Here is a 17,147-nt window from a genome sequence, read left to right on the forward strand (position 1 = left end):
CCCGGGGGAGTGAGCTGACGACATACGCGACTTACCGGAAAAACCGGGCAGTTCGGCTGCGTCACAACGGATGCCTGGTGACACACAAGGCGGATTCGGACACGTACCCAACATAAAAGTTGGGGAACACCGGAACGATTCGGGTTCGCCGGACGTACTTGATACGTGGCCCTACTGCTGTGACAGTTGAGATCAGCTTAGGCCAAGGCCTATACGCGTGTCCGGCGAATGAGAACGTAGGCTTCCCTCATGCCAAAGAAGCGCTCGGGCGGGGGGCTGTCCCCCGTGCAGCAGGCCGCCAAGTTCCTCGGAGTGAGTGTGCTCGCGGGGGCGGTGATGGCCGGCATCGCGCTGCCCGCCGCAGGCGCGCTCGGGCTTGCCGCCAAGGGGTCGGTCAAGGGATTCGACGAGATCCCGGCCAATCTCAAGAGCCCGCAGCTGAGCCAGCGCACCACCATCCTCGACAACGAGGGGAGCGCGATCGCCACGGTCTACTCGCGCGACCGCACGGTGGTGGAACTCAAGGACATCTCGCCGTACGTGCAGAAGGCGATCGTCGCGATCGAGGACTCGCGGTTCTACCAGCACGGCGCGATCGACCTGAAGGGCGTCCTGCGCGCGCTGAACCAGAACGCGCAGAACGGCGGAGTGGCCCAGGGCGCCTCCACGCTCACCCAGCAGCTGGTGAAGAACTACTTCGTGGAGGAGGCCGGCGACGACCCGACGAAGGTCGCCCAGGCCACCCAGCAGACGTTCGGCCGGAAGATCCGCGAGCTGAAGTACGCGATCCAGATCGAGCAGAAGCTCGGCAAGAAGAAGATCCTCGAGAACTACCTGAACATCACGTTCTTCGGTCAGCAGGCGTACGGCGTCGAGGCCGCCTCCCAGCGCTACTTCTCCAAGCACGCCAAGGATCTCAACCTTCAGGAGTCCGCGCTGCTCGCGGGTCTCGTCCAGTCGCCCACCCGGTACGACCCGGTGAGCGACGAGGCGGAGGCCAAGAAGCGGCGCGACGTGGTGCTTCAGCGCATGGCCGAGGTGCACGACATCACGCAGGGCGAAGCCGACAAGGCCAAGGCGACCCCCCTCGGGCTGCACGTCAGCCAGCCGAAGAACGGCTGCATCACGGCGGTCAAGGGCGCGGGCTTCTTCTGCGACTACGTCCGCGAGGTGTTCCTGAACAACCCGGTCTTCGGCAAGACCCAGACGGACCGGGCGAAGATCTGGAACCGCGGCGGCCTCACGATCCGCACGACGCTGGACCCGCAGGCGCAGGACTCGGTGCAGAAGTCCATCAAGGAGCACGTCAACCAGAGCGACGACGTGGCCACGGCCGCGACCATCGTCGAGCCCGGCACCGGCAAGATCCTCGGTATGGGCCAGTCCCGCCCGTACGGCTTCGGCAAGAACGAGACGCAGATCAACCTCTCGGTGGACAAGGCGATGGGCGGTGGCGCGGGCTACCAGCCCGGTTCGACGTTCAAGCCGATCGTTGCCGCCGCCGCCATCGAGGGCGGCATGCCCGCCACCCAGGAGTACCCGTCGCCCTACGAGATGGCGTACCCCAGCCCGGTGTCGACCTGCGACGGCAAGCAGTGGGTGAACACCGACGGCACCAAGCTCACCAACGAGGACGAGTCGGAGCACGGTCCGTACGGCATGAAGGAAGCGACCGCCAAGTCGGTCAACACCTACTACGTGCAGTTGATCAGTGACATCGGCATCTGTCCGGTCACGCAGATGGCCAAGAAGATGGGCGTGAACCGCGCGGACGGCGGGCAGATCAACCAGGCCCCGTCGATCGCGCTCGGCACCCAGGAGATGTCCCCACTGACCATGGCGAGCGCGTACGCGACCTTCGCCGACCGCGGCACGTACTGCACCCCGGTCGCCATCGAGTCGATCACACAGACCGTCGGCAACCAGAAGAAGTCGCTGCCCGTTCCGAAGACGACGTGCTCACGCGCGATGTCGGAGACCACCGCGGACACGATCAACACCATCCTGAAGGGCGTGGTCGAGGACGGTACCGGCACGCAGGCCGGCCTCGGCGACCGCCCCAGCGCGGGCAAGACCGGTACGACGGACTTCCGCTACGCGGCCTGGTTCGTCGGCTACACGCCGAACATGGCGGGCGCGGTCTGGGTCGGCGATCCGGCGCACAAGCGGCAGATGACCCACATCACCATCGGCGGCGTCACCTACGACAAGGTCTACGGCGGCCAGGTCCCGGGCCCGATCTGGCGCGACATGATGTCGAGCGCGCTGTCGGGCAAGCCGGTCGAGGACTTCAACCTGGTCAACATCCCCGACAGCCCCGACCGGAGGGACGGCGGAGACGGGCACGGCAACGGCGACACCAACGGGAACCAGAACGGCGGACAGATCGGCGGTCTGATCGACGGCGGGCTGACCATCGGCGGGACCACAGGGGCCACCAACGGATCGACCAACGGCGGCGCGAACCCGCAACCGTCCTTCTCCATCCCCGAGGGATTTCTCCAGGGGAACGGGAACGGAACCGGCGGCCGGAGGGGCTGACCAGCCCGAGTTCCGCGTTTCCCCTCCTTGTACGACGACGGGGGCGTCCCTCCTGTGAAGGGACGCCTCCGCTGTCGTACGCACCCGTAGGCGCCGGCGCGAGGCCGGAGCGGTCAGCCGCCCGCGAGGAGCTCCTTGACCACGGCGGCGACCCGGCCGCCCTCCGCCTGGCCCGCCACCTTCGGGTTCACGATCTTCATGACCTGTCCCATGGCGCGCGGGCCCTCTGCACCGGCCGCCTTCGCCTCCTCCACGGCCTGGGCGACGATCTGTCGCAGCTCGTCGTCGGACATCGGCTTGGGCAGGTACCCGGCGAGCACCTCTCCCTCCGCCTTCTCCCGCTCGGCCTGCTCGGGGCGCCCGCCCTGCGCGAAGGCATCGGCGGCCTCCCGGCGCTTCTTCGCCTCGCGGGTGATCACCTTGGTGACCTCGTCGTCGGAGAGTTCGCGCTTCTCCTTGCCCGCGACCTCCTCCTTGGTGATGGCGGCGAGCGTCAGCCGGAGCGTCGAGGAGCGGAGCTCGTCGCGCTCCTTGATCGCGGCGTTGAGGTCTTCGTGCAGCTTCGACTTGAGCGTGGTCATGGCTCCGATTGTGGCAGGTACGACATGGCGGCTGCCCGTCGATTTCCACAGGCGCGGCCGTTGTCCGCACGTCCGGACCCCCATGGGCTCCCGTTCTGCACACGCGCCTGCGCGGGCGATGCGCCGTTGTCCACAGGTGAGTCGAGGTGCCCTCGTGTTCTGACACGATGGTCCTATGCGCGCGCTATACGGAGTACCCCTGGGAATCACGGCGGTTGCCGCCGCCGGACTGCTGTACTCGGCCGGGTTCGAGACCCGTTCCTTCCGGCTGCGCCGGGTGACGGTCCCGGTGCTGCCCCCAGGGGCCCGTCCCTTGCGCGTACTCCAGATCTCCGACATCCACATGGTGAGCGGGCAGCGCAAGAAGCAGCGCTGGCTGCGTTCGCTGGCGGGCCTGGCCCCGGACTTCGTGATCAACACCGGAGACAACCTCTCCGACCCTGAGGGCGTTCCGGAGGTGCTGGACGCACTGGGCCCGCTGATGGAGTTCCCGGGGGCGTACGTCTTCGGTTCGAACGACTACTACGGCCCCACACTGCGCAACCCCGGACGCTACTTGGTGGAGAAGGCGAGGGGGCAGCACGGCCTGAACGGCAATGCGCCCGTGGTCGGTGTGATCCACAACCCCTGGGAGGACCTGCGCGACGGCTTCGACGCGGCGGGCTGGGTGAACCTGACGAACACCCGGGGCACACTCAAGATCGACGACCTGGACATCGAGCTGACAGGTCTGGACGACCCGCACATCAAGCGCGACCGGTACGCGCGCGTCGCGGGGGGCCCGTCCTCGTCGGCGGACTTCTCCATGGGCGTGGTCCACGCGCCGTATCTGCGCAGCCTCGACGCGTTCACGGCCGACGGCTATCCGCTGATCCTGGCGGGCCACACCCACGGCGGCCAGTTGTGCATCCCCTTCTACGGCGCCCTGGTCACCAACTGCGACCTGGACACGGACCGGGTGAAGGGCCTGTCCCGGCACGCGGCGGAGGGTCAGTCGTCCTACCTGCATGTGTCGGCGGGCTGCGGGACGAGCCGCTATACGCCCGTACGGTTCGCGTGCCCGCCGGAGGCGTCGCTGCTGACGCTGATCGCCAAGGAGTAGCGGCCGAAGGAGACGCAGCAGGGCCGGGCACCGACCGAGGATGTCACCTGCCCGGACTACCCGTATCGCCCGTTTTGCCCTCCCCGCTTAACGTGAGGGCATGACCTCGCCGATACCCAAGGAGATCCCGGACCTCCCGGCGGTGCCGGGCAGGCGAGGGCTGCGGCCGTCTGTCGTGCCCGTAGCCGCCGTGGTGGCTCCCGTGTTCCGCCCGATGGCGGCCTCCTACCGCATGCTGCTCGCGGCAGCGGCCGGGGCGGCGGTGGCCGTCGACCTTCTCCTGGGCAGCCCGGTCCAGGTGCTGAGCTACTTCACGATCCAGGCGAACATACTCGTCGCACTCGTCTTCGCGGTGTCGGCCTGGCGAGCGTGGACGGCTCGCCGCCCGCTGCCCCCGCTGGTGACCGGCGGCACGCTGTTGTACGCCTTGATCGCCGGCCTGGTCTACCACGTGCTGATCGTGAACGAACCCGGCCGCTTCTCCATGACGGGCCAGACCAGCCCACACCCCGGCTGGTCGTGGCTCGCCAACCAGGTGATGCACACGCTGACGCCGGTCGCGGCACTGCTGGACTGGCTCCTGCTGACGCGCCCGTCCGCGCTGACCCTGCGGCACGCACGGAAATGGCTGCTCTACCCCATGGCGTACCTGGTCTTCTCCCTGACGCGCGGCGAGCTGCTCCCGCCGGGTACGGAGGGCCGCTACCTCTACGCGTTCCTCGACGTGGGTCGGCTCGGCTACCGGAGCGTGCTCGCCAACGCACTCCTGATCGGCCTGGCGTGCTTCACCCTGGCTGTGCTCCTGGTCGCCCTCGACCACGTCCGCCCGGACCCGACCCGCTGCGGCTCGAAAACCGGATTTCGTCTCCAGCCCCCGGTGGGCTAAAGTAAACGTCGTCGCAGCGACAAGCAGCGACATCGGGGTGTAGCGCAGCTTGGCAGCGCGCTTCGTTCGGGACGAAGAGGTCGTGGGTTCAAATCCCGCCACCCCGACACAGGTCAGGCCACCTACTAGTCGCTAGTAGGTGGCCTGAGTGTTTCCCGTACTGCAGCGGAGTACAGCAACCGCTATGGCTCTTGGTAGCCGTCCCTGTACGGCTCCTCTTGCTGCTTGCGCTTGCCCCTCTTCTGCTTTCTGCCGCCGCCCAGAGCCTTGCCAAGCGCTTCGCCAAGGCCGCGCCCTGGCCGCGCGACGAGGCGGCCGGCGACCTGTTCGCCAGCTGACGGCCCGGGAACGGGACGTCTTTCGCCTCATCGCCACCGGCCTGACGAACGCCGAGATCGCCCAGCGCCTCCACCTCACCGAGGCCACCGTCAAGACCCACATCACGCGCATCCTGGCCAAGCCGCAGCTCCGGGACCGGGTCCAGGTGGTGATCTTCGCGTACGAACCCCAGCTGTGCCCGCGCGGAGCCTGACAGCTCGCGCCCGCGAGGCGGCGGCAGAAAAGGACGCCTCCCGGGCCTTCCCGGACGGACGATTTCACACAAACTGCTTACCGGCTACAGCCTTGTAGACACCAGGTGAACTGTAGATGATCGAACAGGGGCGTCCATTCGTCCCTGCCCTGAACGGTGGATGCGCGCATCCCCTGCCGGGGCGGTCGGATGAACCTCCGGCCCGGCGGGACCTCGCCACATGTGGTTGCCGCCCAACGGAGGCGAGGCAGAGGAGGCAGTCCTTGGCTGACACCCATCGTGGCGGAATGGGCGTCGAGATCCGTCGTCGTGCCGCGGCGCACCGTCCGGCACCGTCCCCGACCCCCACCGTGGGTGTCCCGGACGCCGAGCCCCAGCAGCTGCACCGCGGACTGACCCTGGTGGCCACGGTCAGCCTGTTCATCGGCACGCGCGCCGCCTGGACCACCGCGATGGCGTCGAGCCCGCCGGTCGCCGCCGCCATCTCCGTCTGCTACGCCTCGATCCTCGTCTGCGCCGTCCTCAGCCTCCTCGTGCGCACCCGCCGGGCACTGATCCGGGTCGACGCGGGCGTACTGGTCACCGCCGTCGCGCTGGTGATCTGCGGCTACCTGCTCGACCACGCCGGCAACGACGAAGGCGCGCTGACCGCCCAGGCCGCGAACCAGATCCTGCACGGCCAGCCGCTCTACGGCCAGCCATGGCCCTGGCTGTTCGCCAGGCACGGCGTCGGGATCACCAAGACCATGTCCGGCGGCGCCGACTACACCTACGGCTATCCCCCGCTGACCGCCCTGCTCGCCGCCCCGGTACACGCCATCGTCCACTCGACGACGGCCGCCACTCTGGTCCCCACAGGCGCGCTCCTGCTTTCCTCCATCCTGCTGTGGATCCTGCTGCCGGCACCCTGGCGATCCGCCGCCACGGCCGTGTGCCTCGGCTTCGGCCTCCTGCCCCACTACGCCTACGCCGGCTACCCGGCCATCACGGCCCTCGCCCTGCTCATCCCCGTCGTGGTCCGCTGGCCCGGCACGGGCGAGGGCGGCCGCCTCGGGCCGGCGGGCGTACTGCGGGCAGCCTGCCTGGGGGCCGCCTGCGCCGCCCAGCAACTGGCCTGGTTCCTCGCCCCGTTCCTCCTGATCGGCCTGTACGCCCTCCGGCGCGGCGAACTCGGCCCCCGGCGCGCCCTGGCAGTCACCGCCCGGTACACCGCCACCGCCGCCCTCACCTGGTCCGCGGTCAACGCGTACTTCGCCGTCCAGGACTTCCCGGACTGGCTGCACGGAATCCTGCTGCCACTGGAACAGAAGGCGATCCTGCACGGGCAGGGCGTGATGGGCATCTCCTACTACTTCACCGCAGGCAGCAGCCGCCTCGACTACTACTCCTACGGCAGCCAACTGCTCCTGTTCGGCCTGCTCGCAGCCACGCTGCTGTTCGTCCGGCGGCTGGGCCCCGCCCTCACCGTCCTGCCCTGGATCGCGTTCTACCTGGCCACGCGCTCCCAGGACGGCTACTTCCTGATGATGACCCCGCTGTGGCTGGCAGCCGCCGCGACCGTCCCGGCCGCCGCGTTCGCCACCGCCTGGCAGCCACGCCTGCCCCGCCTCACCGGCCGACGCGCGAAGGCCGTCGTCGCGGCCGGGTTGCTCGCCCCCGCCTTCGTGTGCGTCGTGATCGCTGCGGTGAGTACCCCTCCTCTGCGCATGAGCCTCACGCCGCACTTCGCCATGCACGGGTCACGTGCCGGTGTCACCGCCATCGAGGTCAGGGCCGTCAACACCACCGGTACGGCGCTTGAGCCGCACTTCGCGAGCCGTACCGGCCAGGGCGCCTCCAACTGGTGGACGATCGCCTCGGGTCCCGCCGTGCTGGCCCCGCACACCTCCGCGAACTATCGCGTGGAGCCCGAGGGGGGGTTCCGTGCGATGCCCGGTGGTCATGGGCCGGGAAACTATCTCATCGCCGTAACCGGCACACCGATGACGATCACCACCGCCCACATCCCGGCCGCCACTTCCGCCGTTCCGTAGGAGGGGGCGCACTTCCAGACCCCGCTCGCAGGAGTTCCGGCCGACCTGATCAGCGCGGGTGTGTACTGCAGACCGGGTATACACATGGCTTTTGGGACGTCGACGAGCACCCTGTATGCTCGGCGGCTGCGAAGGGGAGTAGCCCCGCAATACCGGTCGTCGACACACTGGAGCCCAGCGCCGGGTTCCCGGTGACCGGGCCCGCACGGTTCGTGTGCGGGCGGGCGAGACCTTCGGCCCTTTGTCGACGACGTATGCGCGTTGGCGGGGTCGAAGCTGCCGCCATCTCCCCTCGCGCGGTCGTTCTCGAAGCCCCCGCCGGTGCGGGAAGGTTTGGACGAGACCCGTGATTCATTTCGTTCTGTTGATCGTCTGCGCGGTGGCGATCTATCTGTCCTGCGAGTGGTTCGTCAATGCCGTGGAGTGGCTGGGCGAGCGCTTGAACGTGGGGAAGACGGCGGTCGGTACGATCCTGGCCGCCTTTGGTACCGCGCTGCCCGAGTCCGTGGTCACTCTCGTCGCGGTCACCACCGGTGGCACCGAAGAGGCCAAGAACATCGGCGTGGGTGCCGCGATGGGCGGCCCGCTGGCACTGGCCACCGTCGCCTACGGCGTGACCGGCGCAGTGCTGCTGCTCAAGCGCCGCAAGGAGCGCACGTCAGCGTTGGTCGCCGCGGGCGGCGTAGGGCCGGACCGCTTCGATCCGCAGGCGCCTCACACTGAGCAGGCGCTCGGCAGCGAAAAGGACATGCAGCGGCTGGCCAAGGACCAGAAGTGGTTCCTGCCGATCTTCATCGTCAAGGTGGCACTCGGCCTGGTCGCCTTCGCTTTCAAGCCCGCGCTCGGTCTGCTGTTCTTCGCCGCATACGCGGTCTACTTCTGGCGGGAGATCCGCGGTGGCCAAGCCGAGGACGGCGAAGAGGAGGAGCTGGAGCCGCTGAAGTTCCAGCCCAAGGCCGTCTCCCCCGCCACCTGGGCCGTCATCGCGCAGACGCTCGTCACCCTCGTCGTGATCTTCTTCGCCTCGCAGTTGTTCGTGAAGCAGCTGGACGCCATCGGTCCGATGCTGGGCCTGTCCGCCTCGGTCACCGCCCTGTTGCTCTCCCCGATCGCCACAGAACTCCCGGAGATCATGAACGCGATCATCTGGGTACGGCAGGGCAAGACCAAGCTGGCGCTCGCCAATATCTCGGGCGCCATGATGATCCAGGCCACCGTGCCCTCCGGCCTGGGTCTGCTGTTCACGACGTGGCATTTCGACGGCGCTCTGCTGTGGTCGGGTCTGATCACCATGGCGGCGATCGTCTACCTGCTGCTGACCATGCGCGCCCACAAGCTCACCCCAGCGCGTCTCGCGGTCGCGGCCGGCTTCTACGTGCTCTTCGCTCTCGGCCTGATACCCATCCTGCGCTGAGCGGGTGCCCCGTGCTGCCACCTGGGCCCGCGTGGCCGCACGGGACGGTGCTGTCGGTCGGACTTGCCTCCGACAGCCGGGCCACTTCCCGTCCGCGCGAATCAGCACTCGCCACAGCGAAGGAGCGTCTCCCTGTCATGGCAGGACACGCGCGCAGTACATCCGGCTTCCAGGAACCCACGAGCAGGCGGCGCCGGCGCCCCAAACGACGCATTGGCCGGTGGATCGCGTTGACCGTCTCGGTCCTGATCCTGGGGACCGCTGCCGTGGGTGGCTGGGTATATACGCACCTCAACGGCAACATCACGGGCGCCGACGTGGGCGATTCGCTCGGCGACAACCGGCCCAAGGCCGCCGTCGGGGGCCAGAACATCCTGGTCATCGGATCCGACAGCCGCAAAGGGCTCGGCGACGCCTACGGCAAGAACCTCACCACCATGCAGTCCGACACCCTGATGCTGCTGCACACCGGCGGCGACGGGAAATGGGCCACGGTCGTCTCCTTCCCCCGCGACTCCTGGGTGCAGATCCCCGCCTGCGACCGGGGCAACGGCACCCAGTCCACCGCCCACCACTTCAAGATCAACGAGGCGTTCGCGATCGGCGGCTCGACCGGCGACACCGCGAAGGCCGCCGCCTGCGCCATCAAGACCGTCGAGACGAACACCCACGTGCGGATCGACCACTTCCTGATCGTCGACTTCCGTGGCTTCACCGGCATGGTCAACGCGCTCGGCGGCGTCCAGGTCTGCCCGAAGCAGGCCATCCATGACAAGAAGGCTCACCTCGATCTGAAGGCCGGATGCCATATCGTCAAGGACGAGAAGGCCCTGGGCTATGTCCGCGCCCGCTACAGCATCGGCGACGGCTCCGACATCGGACGCATCGGCCGTCAGCAGGAATTCATGCAGTCCCTGGCCACCCGCGCCAAGTCCAAGCTCTACAACCCCACCGCCCTCTACGGCTTTCTGAACTCCGCCACCAAGTCCTTGACCGCAGACCCCGGCCTGGCCGGCCTCAAGCAGCTCTACAGTCTGGCCACCAGCGTCAAAGGCATAGCCACCGATCGCATCTCGTTCCTGACCGTCCCCAACTACCCGCGCGAGCGGGACGTGCCCACCGACAAGGCCAACGTCGCCTGGCAACTGCCCGCAGCCCAAGACCTGTTCACCGCTCTCAACCACGACCGGGAAATGACCAAGGCCGACCTGAAGAAGGCCACCGTCCACCTACCCGCGCCGGCGAGCACGGTGCACGTCACCGTCCTCAACGGCACCGGCACCAAAGGCGAAGCGTTGAAGGTCGCCGACCAACTCCGCGCCCTCGGCTTCCAGATCACCTCCACCGGCAACGCACGCGCCACGGTCGGCAAGACCACGCTCACCTACGCCCAGGGCCAGTCGGAGCAGGCCCAGGCACTCGCCGCCCGCCTGCCCGGCCTCACGCCCACCCTGTCGAGGCAGGCCGCCGCTGGAGCGGTCACGTTGACCATAGGCCCCGACCTGCCCGCCCTCAGCGGCTGACCCGCCCCGCAGACCGAAGGACCAAGCCGAACACCCCGCGCAGTCCGGGCCCGGGCACGGATGTCAGCACACCCACAACGGCAAGAGGCCTACTTCGTCCGGAGAACCGTGGCCGTGGACGACATCACACGGGCCGGCCCGGGCATGGATCCGCCATCGAACGGCTTCATGCCCGTGCCGGACGGCTGGATCTGCGCGGTCGTCCAGACCGTCGCGGAAGCGGCCTGGCACGGAGAGGACGGTCTGACTCTGCACACCTGGCTGTCGGTGACAGGCAGCGGCATGCGGCACCGAATGACAGATCACGGACTGCCTCCCGAAGGGCGCGTTGCGCACGAGTAACGCGCGCCACCTCAACGGCACATGACGACGCCCACCGGGGCTTCGATGGGCCCGGCCCCGGTGCGCTCCGTTCGCGGATCGCCTTGTTTCGGACCTTGGGCTCAGCGGTACCCGCGGCTGTCCCCTCCCCGAGCCAGACGAGGAACGCGAGGACGAAGATTCCCTCGACGATCAAGGAAAGGGCGCCGTAGGGAGGCTCCCATCCGGGTTCGTAGTAACCGCCCGGCAGGCCGACGGTGCGCGACAGCGCGAAACCGGTGATCATGCCGAGGCTCACGAGGGCCCCGACCAGCCACGCGGCCGGGGAACGCTTCAAGGTGACGAGTCCCACCGCCACGACCAGCATGACGGCACTTCCCACGGCGAACAGAACGCCGATGTAGAACTTCTCCTTGAGGTGATCAGGGACGAGCAGGGTGTGCAGCACCGTGTTGCCGGCCGCACAGCACACTCCCAGTCCTCTGAGGCGGGCTTCGGCGGAGTGCGTGGAGTTCATGGCGACTCCAACCGTTCGCTGGCATTGGAGGGTTCAAAGACTCAGCACGACGGCGGCAGCGATCCCTCCCAGGCTCAAGGCGAAGGCGCCCGCGGCCCAGCCGCCGACGCCCCAGCGGAAGATCCGGTCAACGGCCAGCCGGCCGGGACCCATCAGGGCGACGGCCAGGGCGACGACGGCGATGCAGACGCTGTACTCCACGCCGCCGCGGGTCTCCCACAGACCGTGGGAGCCGGTCACGGTGACCATGGCGTTGATCATCACGCCGATGAGGGCGGCGGCCGCGAGCGGGGTGAGCAGCCCCACAGCCAGGCCGAGGCCACCGAGGAACTCGGACAGACCGCCGACCAGGGCGTAGACCTTTCCCGGGTGGTAACCAAGGGCTGCGAACCCCCGACCGGTCGCCGTCAGCCCCTTGCCCCCGAAAAGCCCGAACAGCTTCTGAGCGCCGTGGCCGGCCATCAGCAGTCCGAAGGCCAGCCTGATCAGCAAAAGCCCCCAGTCGGAGGCGGACGACCTCGGCGTCACGGTGTGCCGCGCTGCCGGTTCCAGGGGAGCCGAGGTCTGGTGCACATAAATCTTCGTAGCCATGGCATGCTCCGGTGAGCATGTGAACTAGGGCGCTTCCTCAGCCCGGCCCGCGCCGAGCCATCGGCGGCGGGCATTCACGCCACATCGCTGGCGGATGCTTCCCGGCCGCAGCCTCTGCGCCGGTTCACCGCCCGCAGGCGGTTCCGGGTTCCGAGGGGCCTTGAGCCTCGCCGTCGGCGCGGAGTTCGACGCAGCATGCGTCGGGCCGCGGGGCGAGCACCGCTGTGGTCTTGTCACTTCCCAGGCCGTGCAGATAGCCGGCCAGGAAAGCCTGGTTGACGGCGCAGACCAGGGTGGGGGCTTTGGCCGCCAAAGGGTGGAAGGGGCAGTTGCGCAGCCGCAGCAGGGTGGGCGCGGAACGCTCCGGCTCGTACCCGAGCCCCTCCAGCGTGTCGGCGGCCAGGCTGAGCCCCTGCTCGGCGTCGAGTCGGCCGGGACGTACCTGTTCCCGTTCGGCGCCGCCCAGGGTCTCACCGCGCCGATACGCCACGCGGAGCGCGGTGTCGCGGGCCGATTCGCCCCCGGCCTCGGTCATGACGGCCTCGGTCAGGACGTCGGCGAGCATGCCGTAGCGGCGCTCGGGAATGCTCACCGCGATGGCCTCCGCCACCGGCTCGTAGACCTTGGGCCTGCGGCCGACCTTGTGGATCATTCCCGCAGGCGTCTGGCTGTGAGATCGGAGCAGACCGACTGCCACCATCTTGTCCAGGTGGAACGCCGCCAGCTTGCGGGAGATCCCGAGGCTCGCGGCCACCTCCTCGCGCGTGACCGGACGCCGCTCCTGCCGGATGAAGTCGAACATGCGGCGGCGCAGATCGTCGCCAAGGGCGGCAAGAGTGGTCAACGAGGTGTGATCCAGTCCCACGACGCCATGATATCGCCAATAAAGTCGGGTGAAACTCCCGAAATGCCATTTTTTCGGCGAACCCAGCGGTAACTGGATCCTCCACCCGACACTTCCGGCGAGAGCGCCGGCCCCAACGCCCCCATGCCCACCGGAGAACCAACCGTAAGCGAGCCCGCCGTCCACTGATCCCACCGGCGCAGGGGGTGAGCCAATGGCGGATTGCCGGAGGTTCCCGGCAGTCCGGCGACCGAAGTCCTGGTGCTTGCCGCTCCGCCTCAGGCCCAGGCGGCTGATCCCTGGGCAGTCTCTGGGCCGTGCGAGGCGTGGGAGTCGCTTCCCTCGGCGGCGGTTCGCGCTCACCAGCGCTCCCGCAGCAGTGTGAGACGGCGTTTGTACTCGTCCTCGTCGATCTCTCCGCGGGCGAACCGCTCGGCAAGCAGGTCCTCAGCCTGTCGGCTTCCCCCTCCGGGTCCGCCCGAAGCCGGATGCGGGCCGGACTGGTGATGGGTTCCGGTGAGGTAGCGCACGAGCGCGATGACTCCAACGATGATCAGAGCCCAGAGCAGCACCATAAACACGATCATGGCGAACCAGCCGCCCCAGCCCCATCCGCCGTCATACCACATCATGCCGACCACTTCCCTCGGCTGGTGGCTGTGTGAATTCCAGGATGGCCAGCGGAGGCATCTCAGGAGTGGGGCCATCCTTCCCCGCGAGGGGGCCGGACGGGCCAACAACCGCCCTCGCCCCGGGGAATGTCCCCGGGAATGCGACCGCGCGCCAGCCAGTGGCGGAGATGGGCAGGAAGGCTCCGAGGGCGTAGATGTCCGCTTCCTGTGTCGGTTCGGCTAGTCCCGTGGCGAGCACGCTGCGCGCGATCTTCGGAGCCAGCCGCTCGCGCGGCCGTTGGAGACGTCCTCGTGATCGAGATAGCCGTTTTTCTACGTCTCGTAGTAGCTTGAGCGGTCGACGATGACCTGGCAGAAGCAGCGAGGGAGGTTCCAGATGACGGGCGGTAAGGACGACCGGGGCGAGGCCCGACGACGTGCGCGGGGTGAGCTGGAAGCAGAGGTGCTGGCTGCCTTGTGGTCCGTCGGCGGCCCGGTGCCCGCGGCTGTGGTCCAGGAACAGGTGCCCGGTGCCGCGTATACGACGGTGCTGACCATCCTGACTCGGCTGTGCGACAAGGGGATGGTGACCCGGCAACGGGAGGGGCGCAGCCATGTCTACGCCCCCGTGGATGACCAGGCCGGGCATGCGGCTGCGGGAATGCACTCGCTGCTGGACGAGGGTGGAGACCGTGCGGCGGTGCTGGCCCGGTTCGTTTCGGATCTGTCGTCGGAGGACGAGCAACTGCTGGAGCAGTTGTTGCACGGCGATTTTCCTGACCGGGGGTGAGTCGTGTTCTGGCCGGTGCCGATGTATCTGCCGTTGCTGGTGAGCGCGGCGCTGGCGCTGGTTGCGCCATGGGTGGGGCGCCGGATGCCCCCGCGCGTGGGCGCGTGGGCGATGTTGTGCGCGGCAGTAGTGGTGGCCGGAACCTGGGTGACCGAGCTGGCGATTCTGGCCTTCACCGCGGTGGGCCAGGTGCCGCTGGTGGCGGAACAGGGGCCGTGGTCGGTGAGTGTGCTGGCGGCGGAGGATCCGGTGAGCCGGAAGATGGCCGCGGTGTGTGCCGGGGTGGTCCTGCTCGTAGTGGTGAGCCTGACCGTGGCGTCCTGGCGTCGTGGACGTGCCTTGGTCGATGCCTGGCGGGAATGTCGGCACATCGCGGCAGGCGGGGATTTGGCCGTGCTCGACGATCCGATGCCGGCGGCGTTCGCTGTGCTCGGCATGCCGGGGCGGGTGGTCGTCTCCTCCGGGATGCTGCGGCTGCTGGACGGCCTGGAGCGGCGCGCTCTGCTCGCCCATGAACGGGCGCATCTGCGGCATCGGCACCATCTGTTTTCGCTGGTGCTGCATCTGACAGCGGTGGTGAACCCGCTGTTGCGGCCCTCGGAGCGGGCAGGGGCGTTTGCCGTGGAGCGCTGGGCGGATGAGGAGGCCGGGGCTGTGGTGGGCGACCGGCGGCTGGTCGCGAGGGCCATCGCGCGGGCAGCACTGGCATCGAGCCGGGCCAAGCAGGCGGCGCTGTCCGCGACCGGCGGGCCGGTGCCCCAACGTGTCCAGGCGCTGCTGGCTCCGCCGCTCCGCCGCTCCGCCGCTCCAACATGATGATGGCGGCGTTCGTCGTCCTGATGGGGACCTGCTGCGCAAGCCTGGCCGTCACGGCACACGACACAGAGCGGTTGTTCGAGGCCGCGATGCACGCTCACGCCACCGCAGCGCAGCTGCGCACGCGCTGACCGCTCTCCCAGGGGCCCTCGGCACCAGACTCCCGGCGGTCGGGCATGAGTGCCGGCCTGCCGGGGGATCGTGTCCGATGTGAGCGGACGCTATCTACCGTGGCTGGGCGTGCCGTTGCAGCACGGCCCCCGGGTCGCCGCGTTAGCGGCCTTCGCTGTCACGCCGGGTGGTCTGTGGTTGTTGGCGCTCGTGCTGGAGCGCCGGCTGATGGGTGTTCGTACCGGGTTCATGGCGGTGCTGCTCGGCGATCCGCTGCTGGCCGTGGCCGTCGCGCTGGGCGTGTGGCGAATGGGGGCGGCGGCGCCGGGCGGGCCGGCGGGGCGGTGGTGAAAACTGGCCTGCGGCGGGGTCTGGCTGTGCTTCGGCCTGGTGCAGTGGTGGGGAGAGCTGCGGGCAGGATTCTTCACCCGTGAGCAGGCGATGGCGCCGACCAAGATCTGGCACCAGTTGGTGGTCTATCCGCTGCTCGGGTACTGGCTGTGGAGGGCCGGCGTGGGTGGCCTGCTGGCGCCCGGTGCGCGTCTGAGCGATGTCGCCGGGCGCGTGCTGATCATGGCGTGTGTCGCGGGCTGGATGCTGATCAACGGCTACGACCGGCGCCGTCCGAAGCTCGGACATCCTCCGTACGACTGGCGAAGGCTTCGCCCCTTCTCACAGTCCTGGTCGGCTTCGTCCCGCACACTGAGCGCCTACCGGACCGAGATCGGCGCCGAGGAGCGGGTCGGCCGTCGCTGAGGGAAACCGTCCGCGTTCCAGCCAGTGTCCACGGAAGGCCGGGGCGTGGAAGCGACGGCGATCGCGATGTCCGTCAGCGCGGACTGGTAGGGCTCGGAGCGCCGGATGGCCTGAGCGGCTGGTCCAGGACAGCCGGAAGGTCGGTGCAGGCTCCGGGCAGTTGAGGAGTGCTCGGCGCGGGTCCCCTTCGGGCGCCGATCACTGTGCGTGCTGAGCGACGGCAGGGGGTTCGGCGGTCAGCACCGGACGGAGCGCGCCGCGGTTCAGGGCCGCGACCAGTGGGGTGGCCCAGCGGCGCAGCGCGAGGCTGGTGAGGTAGGCGACAGGAAGGGCGAGGATCGCGGAACCGAGGACGTCGTGGAGGTAGTGGGCGCCGACGTAGACCCGGGAGAAGCCCTCCACGACGGCGAACACCGCGGCGATGGCGCTCAGGCGGCGGTCCAGCAGGAACAGCGCGGCCACGGTCGCGGCGGCCACGGTGGAGTGGCCGCTGGGAAAGGCGTAGTCCGACGGTGCCGGGCAGGAGTCGACCAGGTAGGCGTGGGGCATCGACCGGCAGGGCCGTACCTCGGCAACGATCTTCTTGACCACCTCGGCGGCCGCGAAGGCAATCACCACCGCGACCGGTGCGGCAAGCGCGACAGTCATCGCCTGTGTGCCGCGGCGGCGCGCATGCCACCAGCCCATGACCATGAGGACCGCGAAGACGCCCAGGCCGAGGTTGGTCCATACCTCCATCGGGGTGTTGAGCCACTTGGTGTCGCGGGCGAAGTCGGTGACGGTGGTGAACAACGAACCGTCGATGCCGGATCCGTCGAAGGCCAGCTGCGCGGTGGCGGCCGCGGTCATGGGCACGTCCTTCCATGTGAGCAGGAGGCGCCGTGGAACGGCCCGGCGCCGTCGGCCGATCTCCACGCCCGCGATGGCATGCTGGTGACATCACGGTGAATCAGTGGTGGCCGTAAAGCCAAACTACTACATGTTGTAGAACTTTGTGGTCCGCAGCCCGAGCGACTCCGTCGCCGGATCACTGCCGGCATCCATCCGTGAATGCCTTGAGGGCCCTTGTGCGCATTCCGGCGCCCGGGCCTGCCACGCGTCGCCGCGGCAGCCTGCAGAAGCGGGGTGGTGCCGTGTCACTGACGGGCCCTCCGCCTCTCTTCGGCACACCCTCACCA

General features: G+C 68.7%; 16 protein-coding genes, 1 tRNA gene and 2 pseudogenes. 13 read left to right on the forward strand and 6 right to left on the reverse strand.

Going from position 1 to position 17,147, the window contains the following annotated elements; translation table 11 throughout:
• Positions 1–249 precede the first annotated feature (249 nt).
• The gene (locus ABZ904_RS13930; protein ID WP_359401966.1) at positions 250–2,541 is read left to right on the forward strand and encodes a transglycosylase domain-containing protein; all 2,292 of its coding nucleotides are present in this window, start codon (positions 250–252) and stop codon (positions 2,539–2,541) included.
• Between the two features lie 113 nt (positions 2,542–2,654).
• On the opposite strand, the gene ABZ904_RS13935 is transcribed toward ABZ904_RS13930, so the two are convergent.
• Complete coding sequence (locus ABZ904_RS13935) at positions 2,655–3,122, reverse strand: GatB/YqeY domain-containing protein (protein ID WP_359401963.1); 468 nt, start codon at positions 3,120–3,122, stop codon at positions 2,655–2,657.
• 175 nt (positions 3,123–3,297) lie between these two features.
• On the opposite strand from ABZ904_RS13935, the gene ABZ904_RS13940 reads away from it, so the two are divergent.
• From ABZ904_RS13940 to ABZ904_RS13975, 8 genes and pseudogenes are all read left to right on the forward strand, one after another.
• A complete protein-coding gene (locus ABZ904_RS13940) occupies positions 3,298–4,224 on the forward strand; it encodes a metallophosphoesterase (protein ID WP_359401960.1) in 927 nt (308 codons plus the stop codon).
• A gap of 100 nt (positions 4,225–4,324) precedes the next feature.
• A complete protein-coding gene (locus ABZ904_RS13945) occupies positions 4,325–5,110 on the forward strand; it encodes a Pr6Pr family membrane protein (protein WP_359401957.1) in 786 nt (261 codons plus the stop codon).
• A 33-nt stretch (positions 5,111–5,143) separates the two neighbouring features.
• A tRNA-Pro gene (locus ABZ904_RS13950) sits at positions 5,144–5,217 on the forward strand.
• 227 nt (positions 5,218–5,444) lie between these two features.
• Positions 5,445–5,642: pseudogene (locus ABZ904_RS13955) on the forward strand (LuxR C-terminal-related transcriptional regulator); the annotation flags it as partial.
• A 263-nt stretch (positions 5,643–5,905) separates the two neighbouring features.
• On the forward strand, positions 5,906–7,675 hold the full coding sequence (locus ABZ904_RS13960; protein WP_359395747.1) for a hypothetical protein: 1,770 nt from the start codon (positions 5,906–5,908) through the stop codon (positions 7,673–7,675).
• 346 nt (positions 7,676–8,021) lie between these two features.
• Positions 8,022–9,089, forward strand: a complete 1,068-nt coding sequence (locus tag ABZ904_RS13965) for a sodium:calcium antiporter (RefSeq protein ID WP_360996114.1) — start codon at positions 8,022–8,024, stop codon at positions 9,087–9,089.
• Between the two features lie 137 nt (positions 9,090–9,226).
• Entirely contained in the window at positions 9,227–10,612 is a 1,386-nt protein-coding gene (locus ABZ904_RS13970) for an LCP family protein (protein ID WP_360996117.1), read from the forward strand.
• 114 nt (positions 10,613–10,726) lie between these two features.
• Entirely contained in the window at positions 10,727–10,954 is a 228-nt protein-coding gene (locus tag ABZ904_RS13975; protein ID WP_360996120.1) for a hypothetical protein, read from the forward strand.
• Between the two features lie 529 nt (positions 10,955–11,483).
• Here the strand turns inward: ABZ904_RS13975 and ABZ904_RS13980 are convergent.
• The 4 genes and pseudogenes from ABZ904_RS13980 to ABZ904_RS13995 all read right to left on the reverse strand — a co-directional run.
• Positions 11,484–12,041 carry a DoxX family protein gene (locus tag ABZ904_RS13980; RefSeq protein WP_360996123.1) on the reverse strand — a complete coding sequence of 186 codons (558 nt, stop codon included), beginning with the start codon at positions 12,039–12,041 and terminating at the stop codon, positions 11,484–11,486.
• A 124-nt stretch (positions 12,042–12,165) separates the two neighbouring features.
• Positions 12,166–12,906 carry a helix-turn-helix domain-containing protein gene (locus tag ABZ904_RS13985; protein WP_359395735.1) on the reverse strand — a complete coding sequence of 247 codons (741 nt, stop codon included), beginning with the start codon at positions 12,904–12,906 and terminating at the stop codon, positions 12,166–12,168.
• Positions 12,907–13,244: 338 nt separating this feature from the next.
• Positions 13,245–13,517, reverse strand: coding sequence for a hypothetical protein (locus ABZ904_RS13990; protein WP_360996126.1), 273 nt, complete (start codon positions 13,515–13,517; stop codon positions 13,245–13,247).
• 133 nt (positions 13,518–13,650) lie between these two features.
• A pseudogene (locus ABZ904_RS13995) lies at positions 13,651–13,776 on the reverse strand (protein kinase); the annotation flags it as partial.
• 117 nt (positions 13,777–13,893) lie between these two features.
• Here ABZ904_RS13995 and ABZ904_RS14000 point away from each other — a divergent pair.
• From ABZ904_RS14000 to ABZ904_RS14015, 4 genes are all read left to right on the forward strand, one after another.
• Positions 13,894–14,286, forward strand: a complete 393-nt coding sequence (locus tag ABZ904_RS14000) for a BlaI/MecI/CopY family transcriptional regulator (protein ID WP_360996129.1) — start codon at positions 13,894–13,896, stop codon at positions 14,284–14,286.
• Between the two features lie 3 nt (positions 14,287–14,289).
• Positions 14,290–15,102, forward strand: a complete 813-nt coding sequence (locus tag ABZ904_RS14005; protein ID WP_361823212.1) for a M56 family metallopeptidase — start codon at positions 14,290–14,292, stop codon at positions 15,100–15,102.
• A 210-nt stretch (positions 15,103–15,312) separates the two neighbouring features.
• Positions 15,313–15,564: a hypothetical protein gene (locus ABZ904_RS14010; protein ID WP_360996135.1), complete on the forward strand. Its 252-nt coding sequence runs from the start codon at positions 15,313–15,315 to the stop codon at positions 15,562–15,564.
• A gap of 39 nt (positions 15,565–15,603) precedes the next feature.
• The gene (locus tag ABZ904_RS14015; RefSeq protein ID WP_360996138.1) at positions 15,604–15,969 is read left to right on the forward strand and encodes a hypothetical protein; all 366 of its coding nucleotides are present in this window, start codon (positions 15,604–15,606) and stop codon (positions 15,967–15,969) included.
• 198 nt (positions 15,970–16,167) lie between these two features.
• Here ABZ904_RS14015 and ABZ904_RS14020 read toward each other — a convergent pair whose 3' ends face one another.
• Positions 16,168–16,818 carry a phosphatase PAP2 family protein gene (locus ABZ904_RS14020; RefSeq protein WP_360996141.1) on the reverse strand — a complete coding sequence of 217 codons (651 nt, stop codon included), beginning with the start codon at positions 16,816–16,818 and terminating at the stop codon, positions 16,168–16,170.
• Positions 16,819–17,147 lie beyond the last annotated feature (329 nt).

It is taken from the genome of Streptomyces sp. NPDC046900 (assembly GCF_040644975.1).
Taxonomy (GTDB): Bacteria; Actinomycetota; Actinomycetes; order Streptomycetales; family Streptomycetaceae; genus Streptomyces.